Origin of the sequence: Arthrobacter sp. 49Tsu3.1M3 (assembly GCF_900168135.1) — a bacterium.
Classification (GTDB): Bacteria; Actinomycetota; Actinomycetes; order Actinomycetales; family Micrococcaceae; genus Arthrobacter.
The window spans coordinates 1-13,842 of sequence record NZ_FUZD01000021.1 but is presented as its reverse complement, the minus strand read 5'-3'; the positions used below and the strand labels follow the sequence as shown (position 1 = coordinate 13,842).

Annotated in this window: 15 protein-coding genes; 12 read left to right on the top strand and 3 right to left on the bottom strand. The window is 68.2% G+C overall.

Annotated features, from left to right (window positions below):
- Positions 1 to 2 precede the first annotated feature (2 nt).
- From folB to B5X90_RS17440, 8 genes are all read left to right on the top strand, one after another.
- The gene (gene folB / locus B5X90_RS17475) at positions 3 to 362 is read left to right on the top strand and encodes a dihydroneopterin aldolase (RefSeq protein ID WP_079555221.1); all 360 of its coding nucleotides are present in this window, start codon (positions 3 to 5) and stop codon (positions 360 to 362) included.
- Positions 359 to 928, top strand: a complete 570-nt coding sequence (gene folK, locus B5X90_RS17470; protein ID WP_079555220.1) for a 2-amino-4-hydroxy-6-hydroxymethyldihydropteridine diphosphokinase — start codon at positions 359 to 361, stop codon at positions 926 to 928. The genes folB and folK overlap by 4 nt, the downstream gene beginning before the upstream one ends.
- Positions 925 to 1,449 carry a DUF3180 domain-containing protein gene (locus B5X90_RS17465; protein WP_028276927.1) on the top strand — a complete coding sequence of 175 codons (525 nt, stop codon included), beginning with the start codon at positions 925 to 927 and terminating at the stop codon, positions 1,447 to 1,449. The genes folK and B5X90_RS17465 overlap by 4 nt, the downstream gene beginning before the upstream one ends.
- Complete coding sequence (locus B5X90_RS17460) at positions 1,430 to 1,942, top strand: PH domain-containing protein (protein ID WP_079555219.1); 513 nt, start codon at positions 1,430 to 1,432, stop codon at positions 1,940 to 1,942. The genes B5X90_RS17465 and B5X90_RS17460 overlap by 20 nt, the downstream gene beginning before the upstream one ends.
- Before the next feature lie 18 nt (positions 1,943 to 1,960).
- Complete coding sequence (locus B5X90_RS17455) at positions 1,961 to 3,556, top strand: PH domain-containing protein (protein WP_079555218.1); 1,596 nt, start codon at positions 1,961 to 1,963, stop codon at positions 3,554 to 3,556.
- Complete coding sequence (locus tag B5X90_RS17450) at positions 3,549 to 4,469, top strand: Rossmann-like and DUF2520 domain-containing protein (protein ID WP_079555217.1); 921 nt, start codon at positions 3,549 to 3,551, stop codon at positions 4,467 to 4,469. Before B5X90_RS17455 ends, B5X90_RS17450 begins: the two co-directional genes overlap by 8 nt.
- A gap of 1 nt (position 4,470) precedes the next feature.
- A complete protein-coding gene (panC, locus tag B5X90_RS17445) occupies positions 4,471 to 5,373 on the top strand; it encodes a pantoate--beta-alanine ligase (protein ID WP_079555216.1) in 903 nt (300 codons plus the stop codon).
- A 178-nt stretch (positions 5,374 to 5,551) separates the two neighbouring features.
- A complete protein-coding gene (locus B5X90_RS17440; RefSeq protein WP_079555215.1) occupies positions 5,552 to 7,087 on the top strand; it encodes an MDR family MFS transporter in 1,536 nt (511 codons plus the stop codon).
- Positions 7,088 to 7,179: 92 nt separating this feature from the next.
- Here B5X90_RS17440 and B5X90_RS17435 read toward each other — a convergent pair whose 3' ends face one another.
- From B5X90_RS17435 to B5X90_RS17425, 3 genes are all read right to left on the bottom strand, one after another.
- The gene (locus B5X90_RS17435; RefSeq protein WP_079555214.1) at positions 7,180 to 8,013 is read right to left on the bottom strand and encodes an alpha/beta fold hydrolase; all 834 of its coding nucleotides are present in this window, start codon (positions 8,011 to 8,013) and stop codon (positions 7,180 to 7,182) included.
- 150 nt (positions 8,014 to 8,163) lie between these two features.
- A complete protein-coding gene (locus B5X90_RS17430; protein ID WP_028276920.1) occupies positions 8,164 to 8,790 on the bottom strand; it encodes a thymidine kinase in 627 nt (208 codons plus the stop codon).
- A gap of 56 nt (positions 8,791 to 8,846) precedes the next feature.
- Positions 8,847 to 9,824 carry an alpha/beta fold hydrolase gene (locus tag B5X90_RS17425; RefSeq protein WP_079555213.1) on the bottom strand — a complete coding sequence of 326 codons (978 nt, stop codon included), beginning with the start codon at positions 9,822 to 9,824 and terminating at the stop codon, positions 8,847 to 8,849.
- Between the two features lie 100 nt (positions 9,825 to 9,924).
- Between B5X90_RS17425 and lysS the strand changes: the two genes are divergently transcribed.
- The 4 genes from lysS to B5X90_RS17410 all read left to right on the top strand — a co-directional run.
- Positions 9,925 to 11,457: a lysine--tRNA ligase gene (gene lysS, locus B5X90_RS17420; protein WP_079555212.1), complete on the top strand. Its 1,533-nt coding sequence runs from the start codon at positions 9,925 to 9,927 to the stop codon at positions 11,455 to 11,457.
- Positions 11,458 to 11,459: 2 nt separating this feature from the next.
- Positions 11,460 to 11,630, top strand: coding sequence for a hypothetical protein (locus tag B5X90_RS21305; RefSeq protein WP_179129184.1), 171 nt, complete (start codon positions 11,460 to 11,462; stop codon positions 11,628 to 11,630).
- Between the two features lie 152 nt (positions 11,631 to 11,782).
- A complete protein-coding gene (locus tag B5X90_RS17415; protein ID WP_028276918.1) occupies positions 11,783 to 12,109 on the top strand; it encodes a histone-like nucleoid-structuring protein Lsr2 in 327 nt (108 codons plus the stop codon).
- A 651-nt stretch (positions 12,110 to 12,760) separates the two neighbouring features.
- Positions 12,761 to 13,842, top strand: a 1,082-nt coding sequence (locus B5X90_RS17410) for a Clp protease N-terminal domain-containing protein (RefSeq protein ID WP_143264801.1), incomplete at its 3' end; no start/stop codon positions are given.

Genomic DNA, 13,842 nt, shown 5'->3' with positions numbered 1-13,842 from the left:
CCATGGATCAGATCACGCTGAGCGGCGTCACCGCCGTCGGCCATCACGGTGTGTTCGATTTCGAGCGCCGCGACGGGCAGCCCTTCGTTGTCGACGCGGTGCTGCACCTGGACTTCAGCAAGGCGGCCGCTTCCGACGACGTCCTGGACACCGCGCATTACGGCGAGGTGGCCGAGTGCATCCGGGACTGGATCACCGGTGAGCCGCTGAACCTGATCGAGGCCCTCGCGGTGCGGATTGCCGAGGACGTCCTGCAGAAATTCCCCGTCACCGCCGTGGACATCACCGTGCACAAGCCCAAGGCCCCGATCGAAGTCGACTTTGGCGACGTCGCCGTCAGCGTGCACCGGAGGCGGACGTGAGCCCGCTCTACACCCGTGCCGTGATCGCACTGGGGAGCAACCTGGGGGAGCGCAGCGACACGCTGTCCGCCGCCGTCGCGGACCTCGTCGACCCGCCGGAGGTTCGCCTGCTGGCCATCTCGCCGATCGTCCAGACCAAGGCCGTGGGAGGCCCGCCGGGCCAGCCTGACTTCCTGAACATGGTGATTGCCGTCGAGACGTCGCTGCCGCCGCGCGGACTGCTCGAGCACTGCCACGACGTGGAGCAGAAGCATTTGCGCGTGCGCGAGGTCCGGTGGGGGCCGCGGACCCTGGACGTGGACATCATCACGTACGGGGATGTGGTCAGCTCCGATCCCGAGCTCACCCTGCCGCACCCCCGGGCCGGGGAACGGGCGTTCGTGCTCTATCCGTGGTCGCTGATCGATCCCGCGGCGGAGCTCAACGGCGAACGCGTGGGCGACCTCGCGGCGAAAGCCGCCGATTTCGCCGACCTTGCCACCTTTGACGGCTTCCACGGCCAGGCCGCAGCGGATGCCACAGCCACGGAGATCACCGGCCTGCCCGGTGCGGCGGAGCGGCCGTGAAGCTGACCAGCCCCCTGCTCCTGCTGGCCATTTGCGTGGTCCTGGCCGTGGCCGGCTGGTTCGCCACCATGCTCTCCGGCCGCTACGGGCTGGCCACCCCGGTGCTGCCGCTGACGGGCTTGGTGACCATGGGCGTGATCGTGGCCCTCACGCTGGTGCTGGGCATCCGCGTGCTCCGGTGGCGCAACGGCAAGAAGAAGAAAATCCTCAACCCCATCCTGGCTGCCTGGACCCTGGTCCTCGCGCAGGCCTGCGCCTACACCGGGTCGGTCCTGCTGGGCTGGCACGCGGGAATCGTGGTGGAGCAACTGCGGCTGTGGAACCTGCGCAGCAACCAGGAGATCACTTGGCAGGCCCTGGCCATGGCTGGCGGCGGGCTGATCATGGTGATCGTCGGGCTCGTCGTCGAGCGGTTCTGCCGGATTCCCCCCGAGGACGGTGACGCCGATTCCCGGCCCGGCGTGCAGGGAAAGCGCAGCAAGCCCTCGGCGGAAGGCGAATATGCGTACCGAAGCGATTGATCCTCCGGGCATCGACTGGCTCCGGGTCTCCCCGAAGTACGTCACCGTTCGCGTCGTGGGATGGGCGCTGGGAACCCTGATCGCGGTGGCGCTGCTGTCGCTTCCGCTCGTCCTGGTGCTGACCGGCGTGTGGACCTGGCTGCCGGTCTGGCTGGCCGTCGCCCTGCCCGCGGTCGCGCTGCTGCTGGCCCTGTGGCGGCTCGTGCTGATTCCCCGGCAGGTGCGCTCAATCGGCTACGCCGAGCGTGAGGATGACCTCCTGATCCGGCGCGGCATCTTCTTCCAGCGCACGCTTGTGGTTCCTTACGGGCGGATGCAGTACGTCGACATCGCCGTGGGCCCGGTCGAACGTCAGCTGGGCCTGTGCACACTGAAGCTGCACACCGCGGCCGCCGCGACCAGCGCCGAGATTCCCGGGCTGCCCGCGAGCGAAGGCGCCCGGCTCCGCGAACAACTGTCCGCCCGCGGTGAAGCCCGGCTGGCCGGGCTGTGACGGGAAGGCCGTGACGGGATGGCGCTGACACCGGAGAGTGCCGGACGCGCCGCCGACGGGACCGCCGTCGGCTCCGGTATCGAAGGAACTCCCGACGCCGGCTGGTTGCGCGTGCACCCCGCGTCGCCTTTTGTCCGCGGCTGGGTGGCGCTGGCTGCACTGCTGTTCTTTTTTGGACGGGACAGTTTCGAACGGTTCCTGCAGGGCGGCCCGATCTTTGACGAGCGGCTGGCCGGACGGGCGCCCTGGCTGCTGCTCGGCGGCGGCACCCTGATTCTGCTGACCGTTCTCGGCTATGTGCTGAGCTGGTACTTCACGCGCTACCAGGTGGCCGGCGGCTACGTGCGCGTCAACACCGGGTTCCTGTTCAAGCAGCAGCGGCAGGCCAGGCTGGACCGGGTGCAGGCGATCGACGTCGTGCAACCGCTGCTGGCACGGATCTTCGGACTGGCTGAATTGCGGTTCGAAGTCGCCGATGCCGGCCAGTCCGCGGTGCGCCTGGCGTACCTGCGCGCGGGCGAGGCCCGCCAGCTCCGCGCAACAATCCTGGCCCGCGCCTCCGGTGCCGCGGGCGGGACGCCGGCGCCGGAGGGGGACCCGGAGACCGGAGAGTTGGCGCCAGCCGCCGTGGAAGCCCCAGAACAGGCCGTGCTCACCGTGCCGCCGCCGCGCCTGGTGGGCTCGCTGCTCCTGAGCGAACAAAGCGTCGTGATCCTGGCTGGCGGCATAGCCTCGGTGATGCTCTCCGCCGTCACGGAAAACCGGAACTTCACGGTCTTCCTGATCCCTGCCGCGATCGGGCTCATCGCCTCCTACTGGTCCTCGTTCAACAAGGGTTACAACTTCACGGCCGCCATTTCCCCGGACGGCATCCGGCTGCGCTACGGCCTGCTCGACACGCAGGCGCAGACCGTTCCGCCGGGCAGGATCCAGGCGCTGAAGGTCAGCCAGCCGCCGCTGTGGCGGATATTCGGCTGGTACCGGATCCAGGTCAACGTGGCCGGCTACGGCCTGGCTGGCAGCGCCGGCGAAGGGTCGGCCCGGACCACGCTGCTTCCGGTGGGACACCTCGGCGACGTCATGGAAATCCTCTCCCTGGTGCTCCCGGATCCCGGGACCCAGGACCCGGTGGGGCTGTTCACCGCGGGGATCTCCGGCCTCGCGGACCCGGCCGGGACCCCGGGCAGCGCAGCCGGGAAGGACGCCGGCGGCGGCTTCGTCACCAGCCCGCGCCGGGCCCGGCTCCTGGCGCCGCTGGGCTGGCGGCGCAACGGCTTCGCGGCAACGGAGACCGCCCTGCTCCTGAGGTCGGGCCGCTGGTGGCGGAACTTCGTGGTGGTGCCGCACCAGCGCACCCAGTCCATGGCGCTCCAGCAGGGCCCGCTCGCCCGGCGGTTCCGGGTGGCGGACCTGGTCCTGCACACCACGGCGGGTCCGGTGGCCCCGCGGCTCATCCAGGCCGGCCTCGACGAAGCCCGTGCCCTGTTCGATGCCCAGTCGGCCCGCGCCCGCGCCGCGCGCAAGCACCAGAAGAGTGAACACTGGCTGGAGCCGGCGGCCCAGCCGGCCGCCCCACCCGCAGAAGACCCCCAGGAAGGCCCGCATCATGGCTAAACCAGGACGCCTCGGCGTCGGAATCATTGGCGCAGGGAAGGTCGGCGCCGTCCTGGGGGCGGCGCTGCGCGGAGCCGAGCACGCCGTCATCGGGGCGTCCGCCGTTTCGGACGCCAGCAAAGAACGCGTCGAAACGCTCCTGCCCGGCGTCCCGATCCTGGACGTGCAGGACATCGTGGAGCGTGCCGAACTGGTCCTGCTTGCCGTTCCGGACGATGCCCTGGGCCCGCTGGTGAACGGACTGGCCAAGCTCGGCGCCTGGCAGCCCGGCCAGCTCGTGGCGCACACCTCCGGGCGCTTCGGCGTCGGGATCCTGCATCCGGTCCGCGCCGCCGGTGCCGTGCCGCTCGCGCTGCACCCGGCCATGACGTTCACGGGCATGAGCCTGGACCTCACCAGGCTTCTGGACTGCACCTTTGGCGTCACGGCCGACGCCGCGATGCTGCCGATCGCCCAGGCACTCGTCGTCGAAATGGGCGCCGAGCCCGTCGCGATCGCCGAGGCCGACCGCGTCCTCTACCATGCTGCCCTCGCGCACGGCTCCAACCACCTGGTCACGCTCGTGGCGCAGGCCTCGCAGCTGCTCCGCGACGTCGGCGTCGACGCCCCGGACCGGATGCTGGGCCCGCTGCTGCGCGCCACCCTCGAGAACGCCCTCGCCTCCGGCGAAACAGCCCTGACCGGGCCCGTGGCCCGCGGCGACACCGGCACGGTGGCCGCGCACGCCGGCGCCCTCCGCGAGTACGACGGCGGCGCGGCCGGCGATATTCTTGAGGCGTACGTGGCCATGGCCCGGGCGACAGCCCGCCGGGCAGGGAGCCGCGGGCTCCTGAAGCCGGAACAACTCGACGGCATCGAACAGGCGCTCGGCGTCCCCGGCCAGAACGGGACGCCCGCCCCGGAAGGACCCTGACATGGCAATCCAACTCGTCACCACTGCTGCCCAGCTCCGCGCGGCCAGCGCCCGGCTGCTGGCGCAGAAAGGCGGCACGTCCCAGGGCCTCGTGCCCACTATGGGCGCCCTGCACGAGGGACATGCCCAGCTGGCCCGGACGGCCGTCGCCCAGAACGACGTCGTGGCGGCCACCATCTTCGTCAACCCGCTGCAGTTTGGCGAGGCCGCGGACCTCGAACGCTACCCCCGGACGCTCGACGCCGACCTCGCGCTGCTCGACGCCGAAGGGGTGGACCTGGCGTTCGCGCCGGGTGTTGAGGAGGTCTACCCCGGCGGGGCACCCCTCGTGCGGATCACGGCGGGACCCCTGGGCGAAAAGTGGGAAGGCGCGTCCCGGCCGGGGCACTTCGACGGCGCGCTGACCGTCGTCGCGAAACTGCTCCACTACGGCATCCCTGGGGCCGGCCTGCCCGGTGGCGGCCAGCCCGCGTACCGCGCCTATTTCGGCCAGAAGGACGCGCAGCAGCTGGCCCTGGTCCAGCGCATGGTGGCTGACCTGAATTTTCCTGTGGAGATCGTGCCGGTGCCCATTGTGCGCTCGGCCGACGGCCTGGCGCTGTCCAGCCGCAACCGCTTCCTCTCCGGAGACCAGCGCGAGGCGGCCCTGGTGCTCTCCCGCGCGCTGCGGCTCATCGAGGAGCGCGCCAACGCCCATGAGCCGCTGGACATCGAATCCGCGCAGGCCCTCGTCCGCTCCCAGCCGCTCGTGGAGCTGGACTATTTCGAGGTGGTGGATCCGCGCACCCTCGAGCCCCTCGCGGAGAACTGCCGGGACACCCCGTTCCGCGGCGAGGGGCTGGCGATCATCGCCGCCAAGGTCGGCCCCGTCCGCCTGATCGACAACGCGCCCCTGAACTCCTAGCCCCAAACCCAGAAACAACGCGGGGTCAGTTACCGCCCATGTCGACACTTCCGATGGGCTGTAAATGACCCCGCGTTGGTTTTCCGGTGACGGGAATGACCCCGGGCCTTAGACTGTTGCAACCTGCAGCAGCGCCGACGCTCGCCGGACCCACACCAAACTCCCTGAGGGAATTCCCATGTCAACAGACGTCTCTTCCAACGCCTCTGGCGATCCCGCACCGGGCGCTGCCCCCGCCATCCCCGGATCGGCCACTCCGCCCGCGCCCGCGGCATCCACCGCGACCACGGCGCCGGCCTCGCCGGCGGGGCCCACCGCGCCGGCAAAGATGTCCCGGGAGTCCGTGGCCATCATCGCCACGCTGCTGGTGGCCACCTTCGTCGTGATCCTCAACGAGACCATCATGAATGTGGCCCTGCAACGGCTGATGGTGGACCTGAACGTCGATGCGCCCACCGTGCAGTGGCTGTCTACCGGTTTCATGCTCACCATGGCCGTCGTGATTCCCACCACCGGATTCATTCTGCAGCGGCTGACCACCCGTGCCGTGTTCATGCTGGCCATGGGGCTGTTCTCCGGCGGCACCCTGCTGGCCGCCCTCGCGCCGGGCTTCGAAGTCCTGCTGCTGGCCCGAATCGTCCAGGCCGGCGGCACCGCCATCATGCTGCCGCTCCTGATGACCACCATCCTCACGCTCGTGCCACTGGAGCGCCGCGGCGCCGTCATGGGCAACGTCAGCATCGCCATTTCGGTGGCGCCGGCACTGGGCCCGACAGTTTCCGGCCTGATCCTTCAGCATTTTTCCTGGCGGTTCATGTTCGTCTTCGTGCTGCCGATCGCGCTCGCCGCACTTGCCATCGGGGCCAGGTATCTGACCAACATCGGTGAAACCGAGAAGACCCGGCTCGATGCCCTCTCCGTGGTGCTCACGGTCCCCGCCTTCGGCGGCCTGGTGTATGGCCTGAGCCAGATCGGCGGCGGCCAGGTCGGCTCCCGCACCCCCGCCGTGGTGGCACTGGCCGTGGGTGTGCTGGCCCTGGCAGCGTTCGTCCTGCGCCAGCTGAAGCTGCAGAAGACCGACGGCCCCCTGCTGGACCTGCGCGCCTTCACCTTCCGGATGTTCACCGTGTCCGTGCTGCTGCTGGTCGTGGCCATGATCGCGCTGTTCGGCGCGGTGATCCTGCTGCCGTTGTACCTGCAGGAAATCCGCGGCCTGACGTCCCTCGAGACCGGCCTGGTGCTGCTGCCCGGCGGCCTCGCCATGGGCCTGTTGGGGCCCTTCATCGGCCGCGTATTCGACAGGGTCGGGCCCCTGCCGCTGACAGTGACCGGCTCGATCATGATGGTGCTGTCCCTCTGGCAGTTCTCCATGCTGGACGCCACGTCGCCGCTGGGGTGGATCATCGCCCTGCACGTGGCACTGAGCCTGGGCCTGGCGCTGCTGTTCACCCCCGCCTTCACGACCGGGCTGAACCCGCTGCCGCCGCACCTGTACTCCCACGGCTCGGCCATCATGAGCACACTGCAGCAGGTGGCCGGTGCCGCCGGAACGGCGCTCCTGGTCTCGATCTACGCTTTCGTGGCCGTTGCCTCGGGCATGGTCGCCGGCATGCATGCTGCGTTCCTGACGGCGGCCGTCATAGCCGTCGCCGCCGTCGTGCTCTCCACCATGATGCGCAAAACCGAAGGCGCGGCACACCCGGGCGCCCACTAGTAGCAGCCAACAACCAACGCGGGGTCACGTAGCGCCGGTCCGGGGGTCCGGGAAGGGCGCGAGGTGACCCCGCGTTGGTTTGAGGCCGAAGGTCAGCCTGCGTAAAACGCGCTGAGCTCGGCGATCAGCTTGTCCGGCGCCTTGTTGACACCGTCGTGGCCCATGCCCGGCAGGATCGTATAACTGGAGCCGGAGAGGACATCGTGGATCTGGGCGCAGGCCACGCCGAAGTAAGCCGGGCTCTTCTCGCCCACGATGATCAGCGTTTCCAGCGGCAGTTCCAGGAAGGGTTCGGCCGGCATGTCCGCGGCGATGATCGCCTTAATCTCACGGACACCGGTTTGCATGAGGTCGCGCAGCTGCTTGCCGATCGGGGTGCCCGCCGAAAGCTTGTTCGCCAGCGTCAGCATGGACAGCGGCATCCGGGACAGGGCGCTGCCGGTCTCCAAGCCCTTGAGCAGGACGGCGAGGGCACGGTCGTCGTCGCCGGCTGCGGTCGCCCGCTCGTATTCGGGCGTCCAGTCCGCCGTGACGCTGTGGTTGACGGACACGGCGGGGTCATACACGGCCAGACGTTCCACCGGCAGGGTGCGGGCCGCGTGCAGGGCTACTGCCCCGCCGAAGCTGTGGCCGAAGACGTCCGTGCTGTCGGTGTGCTTCATGACGGCGTCGAGGTCGTGGATGTCCACGTCGAGGGTGTAGTCCTCAGGCTGCGGGGAGGAAGCGCCGCGGCCGCGACGGTTGAAGGTGTGCACCGGCCGTCCCAGTGACGCGCTGAGTTTCTGCGCGAAACGGGTGTAGTCGGCGGCCGTCACCATCGAGGCCGGCACGACGACGATGCCCGAACCCGCCGAGGCGAGCTCGGCGCCCGTGCTCAAAAGCTCGATCGTTCCGCCGTCGGGGGTTCTGATGTTCTCGCGGGTCATGCTCCGAGCCTAGCCGAGGCCACGCCCCAGTGCAGTACGCCGCGGTGCACTATGGCGCCAGTCCAGTAGGGCGCAGTCCAGCAAGGCGCAGCTCAGTATGACCGCAGTTCAGTTGTGGTCCCGCCACGCTGCGCTGCACTGTCGCCGGCGCTAGTTGCCCAGCCGGCCGCCGGAGACCTCGAGGTAGCAGGCGCCGCAGAGCGACTCGTACCAGACGTCCTGGCCGTCGATCGCAACCTGGTTCCCGTCGAACACCACGTGGTCCCCGATCCGGCGCGTGTTGAAGATGGCCTTCCGTCCGCAGCGGCAGATGGTCTTGAGCTCTTCGAGGGTATGCGCGATCTCCAGCAGGCGCAGGGAACCGGGGAACGCGCGGGTCCGGAAGTCGGTGCGGATGCCGTAGGCGAGGACGGGGACGTTGTCGAGGACCGCGATGCGGAAGAGGTCGTCCACCTGCTCCGGTTCCAGGAACTGGGCCTCGTCCACCAGCAGGCAGGCCACCGGCGGGGTGTCCACGTGCTGCAGCAGGGCGTCGGGATCGTCTCCGTGGGCCTGGGCGGTGAACAGGTCGCGGGCCGATGCGCCGGCGGGGATCAGGAAGTCCACCGAACGGGTCATGCCCAGGCGGGACACGACGTCGGAGTCACCCTTGGTGTCCACGTCCGGCTTGGCCAGCAGGACCCGCTGGCCGCGTTCCTCATAGTTGAAGGCCGCCTGCAGAAGCCCCGTAGATTTGCCGGAGTTCATGGCGCCGTAGCGGAAGTAGAGCTTGGCCAAGGGGGTCCTTTCGAAAGGGTCGCCCCCGATTCTAGCGGTCGGTCGCGCCGCCGCCCTCAGCGGCCGGGCCCACTTCGCCGCCACCGGGCCGGCACGCCCGCGGCTGCAAGGCTGCCGGCCAGGCTGACGGGCGGCGGGGCCGCGGCCCCGGGTCCGCCGCGGAGGAACCGGGCCGTGCGGAGGGCCAGCCGGCTTCCCGGCCGGATCGGGCCCTCGTGGAGCTGCCCGGGGACCACGGCGAAGCTGACTGCGGGGACGGCGTCGGCAAGCTGGTGGCTCGTGTCGGCGAAGTAGCCGGGGCTCCAGCCGCCACTGAGCATGAGCGTGGGGGTGGTGATGGCGGCAAAATCCTCGAGTTCGGCGTCGGCATCCAGGACGGCGCGCATCTCGGCGACAGCCGTGGGCAGCAGTTGCCGCATTTCGGCGCCGAGCCTGGTCCGGGCCGAGAGGATGCTGAGCATGCGCAGCGCGCCCAGGGGCAGCATGGACACCGGGCCGGCCGTCTCCAGGCCCTGCACCAAATGCGCCCAGGCGTGGTCGAGTTCGCCGGCAGCCACGGACCTTTCCAGTTCCGGCCGCCAGCGCTGGGTGAGGTTCCCGGAGAGGCTCACGGCGGCGTCGTAAGTCACCATCCTGCGGATCGGCAGGCGCCGGGCGGCCTCGAGGGCCACGAACCCGCCATAACTGTGGGCCACAACGTCGCTGGCGCCGGTCTCGCGGAGCACGGTTGCCAGGTCGGCAACCTCGGTGGCGGCGGAATAGTCGGGCGGCTGGTGCGAGGAACCGGCCCGTCCGCGGCGGTTGTAGCAGTGCACCGGCTGGTCCAGCAGCCGGCAAAGTTTTCGGGCAAAGGACTGGTAGAGCGCATCGGTGATCAGGGTCCCGTGTACGACGACGACGCCGGATCCTTCGCCGCGGGCCGCCACGGCGTCGTCGGACGCGGCTGCCCTGCCCGGTCCGTGCCCCACCGGGCGGATGGTGTGCAGCTCAAGGTGTCCCTTGCCGTCGTCGGTCCTCACTGTCCATGTCTCCACAACTTCGAGTCTATTCCCGCACCCCGCCCGCCTGGCTGCCGTCCGGGCAGAACCGGGCCGGGACCTTCCCGGACGCAAATCGACGGTAAACTTGGGGATTGTGACTTCCCAAAACACCCCCGCCCCGAACACCGCCGCCGAGCCGCATGATGCCAGCGAACAGACCCGCATCCGCATGGAGAAGCGCGCCAAGCTGATCGAACGCGGCGTCGAGGCATATCCGGTGGGTGTCGAACGCACGCACTCGCTCACGGAAATCCGGGAGAAATACGCCTACCTGCAGGCCGATGAAACCACCGGCGACGCCGTTGGCGTGACCGGCCGCATCGTCTTCATCCGCAACACGGGCAAACTCTGCTTCGCCACCCTCCAGGAGGGCGGCATGGACGGCAAGGCCGTGCGGCTGCAGGTCATGCTGAGCCTGGCCAACATCGGTGAGGAGGCGCTCGCGGAGTGGAAGTCCCTCGTGGACCTCGGCGATCACGTCTTCATCAAGGGCGAGGTCATCTCCTCACGCCGCGGCGAACTCTCCGTCATGGCGGATTCCTGGACCATGGCCTCCAAGGCGCTGCGCCCGCTGCCCGTGCTGCACGCCGGGCTGAATGAAGAAACGCGTGTCCGCCAGCGCTACGTGGACCTCATTGTCCGCGACGAAGCCCGCGAGATGGTTTACACCCGCGCCGCGATCACCCGCTCCATCCGCGAAACCCTGCACCGCCAGGGCTACGTTGAGGTGGAAACCCCCATGCTGCAGCTGGTTCACGGCGGCGCCACGGCCCGTCCCTTCGAGACGCACATGAACGCCTTCGACCAGAAGATGACGCTGCGCATCGCCACCGAGCTCTACCTCAAGCGCACGGTCGTCGGCGGGATCGACCGCGTCTACGACATGGGCCGGGTCTTCCGCAACGAGGGCGTGGACTCCACGCACAGCCCCGAGTTCACCACCTTGGAGTCCTACGAGGCGTGGGCGGACCAGTTCGTCATGGCGGACCGGATCAAGGAGATCATCCTGGACGCCGCCGACGCCGCCGGTGTGGGCCGCGTGCTCCAGACCGAAGCCGGGGAGATCAACCTCGACGGCGAATGGACCTGGCTGGCTGTCTACCCGGGATTGTCCGACTTCGTGGGCCAGGAAATAACCCCCGACACCACGGTTGCCGAGCTGCTGGAGCTGGCTGCCAAGCACGAGGTCAAGGTCGACGCCGCCTGGGAGGCCGAGAAGCTCGTCGTCGAACTCTTCGGCGAACTGGTGGAGCCGACTTTGCTCAACCCCACGTTCGTCTACGACTATCCGCCGTCCGCGCAGCCGCTGGCCCGCCAGCACCGCGAAGACGGCCGCCTGATCGAGGCCTGGGACCTCATCATCGGCGGCATGGAGCGGGGCACGGCGTTCTCCGAACTGATCGACCCGGTCATCCAGCGCGAACGCCTCACTGAACAGTCCCGCCGTTCCGCCGCGGGTGACGTGGAGGCAATGCAGCTGGACGAAGACTTCCTCCGTGCGCTCGAGTACGGCGCGCCGCCCATGGGCGGGATCGGCCTCGGCATCGACCGGCTCGTGATGTTGTTCACCGGAGCCGGCATCCGCGAAACGATCCTCTTCCCCCTGTTGAAGCCCGAAGGACACTGAGCATGGACTATATCGCCGTATTGCTGCCCCCCATCGTGGTGGGCCTGCTTTTCTGGTTTGCCATGAAATCCATATTCAATGCCGACAAATCAGAGCGGCAGGCAGAAGCCCGCGCCCATGCCGAAGCCGAAACTAGGGCCAAAGGACCGGATTCCGGGACCCCGGGAAGCTAATTACCCGGAAAAAGTAATAGTTCCCTATTGCCGCCTTAGGTTTTCCTTTGGACAGAGTTTTGCGCTTTGACTCCCTGCTGTAACGCGGAGGATACTTATTCCAGATACATCCTGCTTTTCTAAACGCTCGATCTTTGGAAAGAGAGTCCTTTATGGCACAGAAAGTAAAAATCATCCTCGTTGATGATCTGGATGGGGGATCCGCGGACGAAACTGTCCGGTTTGGCCTTGACGGCGTCAGCTACGAAATAGACCTGTCGTCAAGCAATGCATCAGAACTGCGCTCCGCAGTGGACCGATTTGTGACGCACGCGCGCAAAACGTCAAGCGGACGCGCCACGCGCACGAAAATTTCCAGCGGGCGCAATCAGGACTCTGCCCAGATCCGTCAGTGGGCACGGGACAACGGCTATGCGGTAAACAGCCGCGGACGCATCCAGGCTGAAATTCAGGAAGCTTACCAAAAGGCCAATTCCTAGCAGGGACCCGCGGCAGGGCGCAGTGCCGGGCCCGGCATGAGGGCGCAGCATCAAGCCGCAAGCACGTTACATGGCGTCGAAATCGAGCGTCTGTCAAATGCCAATGCCCCCGTTATCTGACGGGGGCATTGCCATGCCGGCGGCGAAAGCGCCCGTCCGGTGGATCGGCCCGCCCGTCCGGCGATGAACAGGCTCCGCCGCGCATGTTCCTCCCTGCAGCATTTCCAGGCACATGTCCAGCACGAGGTGAACCATTTGCCGAAGATGGCCGCAATGGGTCCAGGCTTAGCGGCCATCTTCGGCAATTCGAGAACCTTTGCCATGCCGGCGGCGAAAGCGCCCGTCCGGCGGCGCCCGTCCGGCGGTCCGCCCGGCCGGAACGGCCCGCTCATCGGCCGGTTGCGCCCTTCCGGAAGGGCACATTGCGCCCTTCCGGAAGGGCCGGATGCGCCCTTCCCGAGGGCACATCGCGCCGTTCCGGAAGGTCCGGATGCGCCCGCCCGGAGGGTCCCGGACGGTTCTTGCCCCGTGTCCGGGACCCGGTCCGGACGCGGTTGCGCAACCCTCCGGTTTCCCCTGTGGCGAACAAGCCCCAAATCTCGAACCCGGCCACGTAGCATCAAAGTACGTCGTAGCTAGGAGTGTGGCGAAATGTTTGAGCGATTTACGGACCGTGCCCGTCGCGTAGTTGTGCTTGCCCAAGAAGAGGCACGCATGCTGAACCACAATTACATTGGTACCGAACACATCCTCTTGGGTCTGATCCATGAGGGTGAAGGTGTTGCCGCCAAAGCCCTTGAATCCTTGAGCATTTCGCTCGACGGTGTCCGCGAGCAGGTCCAGGAGATCATCGGCCAGGGCCAGCAGGCGCCCTCCGGCCACATCCCCTTTACCCCCCGCGCCAAGAAGGTCCTGGAGCTCTCGCTGCGCGAGGCGCTGCAGCTGGGCCATAACTACATTGGTACCGAGCACATCCTCCTCGGCCTCATCCGGGAAGGCGAAGGCGTTGCCGCCCAGGTGCTCGTCAAGCTCGGCGCAGACCTGAACCGGGTCCGCTCGCAGGTCATCCAGCTGCTCTCGGGTTACCAGGGCAAGGAAGCCACGGGCGCCGGTGTCGGCCCCGGGCAGGCTGAGGGGACTCCGGCCGGGTCCGTCGTCCTGGACCAGTTCGGCCGCAACCTGACCCAGGCGGCGCGCGAGAACAAACTGGACCCTGTGATCGGTCGCGAGCAGGAAATGGAACGCGTCATGCAGGTCCTTTCCCGCCGCACCAAGAACAACCCCGTGCTGATCGGTGAGCCCGGCGTCGGCAAGACAGCCGTCGTCGAGGGCCTGGCCCAGGCGATCGTCCGCGGCGATGTCCCGGAGACCATCAAGGACAAGCAGCTGTACACGCTGGACCTCGGGTCCCTCGTGGCCGGCTCCCGGTACCGCGGCGACTTCGAGGAGCGCCTGAAGAAGGTCCTCAAGGAGATCCGCACCCGCGGCGACATCATCCTGTTCATCGATGAGATCCACACCCTGGTGGGCGCCGGTGCCGCCGAAGGCGCCATCGATGCGGCCTCGATCCTGAAGCCCATGCTGGCCCGCGGCGAACTCCAGACCATCGGTGCCACCACGCTGGACGAGTACCGCAAGCACATCGAGAAGGATGCCGCGCTGGAGCGCCGCTTCCAGCCGATCCAGGTCAAGGAACCCTCCGTCGCACACGCGATCGAGATCCTCAAGGGCCT

Bases quoted from the DNA above. Each gene is read 5' to 3' on its own strand.
- folB (WP_079555221.1), top strand. From the start codon at position 3: ATGGATCAGATCACGCTGAGCGGCGTCACCGCCGTCGGCCATCACGGT.
- B5X90_RS17460 (WP_079555219.1), top strand. From the start codon at position 1,430: ATGCGTACCGAAGCGATTGATCCTCCGGGCATCGACTGGCTCCGGGTC.
- B5X90_RS17455 (WP_079555218.1), top strand. From the start codon at position 1,961: ATGGCGCTGACACCGGAGAGTGCCGGACGCGCCGCCGACGGGACCGCC.
- B5X90_RS17450 (WP_079555217.1), top strand. From the start codon at position 3,549: ATGGCTAAACCAGGACGCCTCGGCGTCGGAATCATTGGCGCAGGGAAG.
- panC (WP_079555216.1), top strand. From the start codon at position 4,471: ATGGCAATCCAACTCGTCACCACTGCTGCCCAGCTCCGCGCGGCCAGC.
- B5X90_RS17440 (WP_079555215.1), top strand. From the start codon at position 5,552: ATGTCAACAGACGTCTCTTCCAACGCCTCTGGCGATCCCGCACCGGGC.
- B5X90_RS17435 (WP_079555214.1), bottom strand. From the start codon at position 8,013: ATGACCCGCGAGAACATCAGAACCCCCGACGGCGGAACGATCGAGCTT.
- B5X90_RS21305 (WP_179129184.1), top strand. From the start codon at position 11,460: ATGGACTATATCGCCGTATTGCTGCCCCCCATCGTGGTGGGCCTGCTT.
- B5X90_RS17415 (WP_028276918.1), top strand. From the start codon at position 11,783: ATGGCACAGAAAGTAAAAATCATCCTCGTTGATGATCTGGATGGGGGA.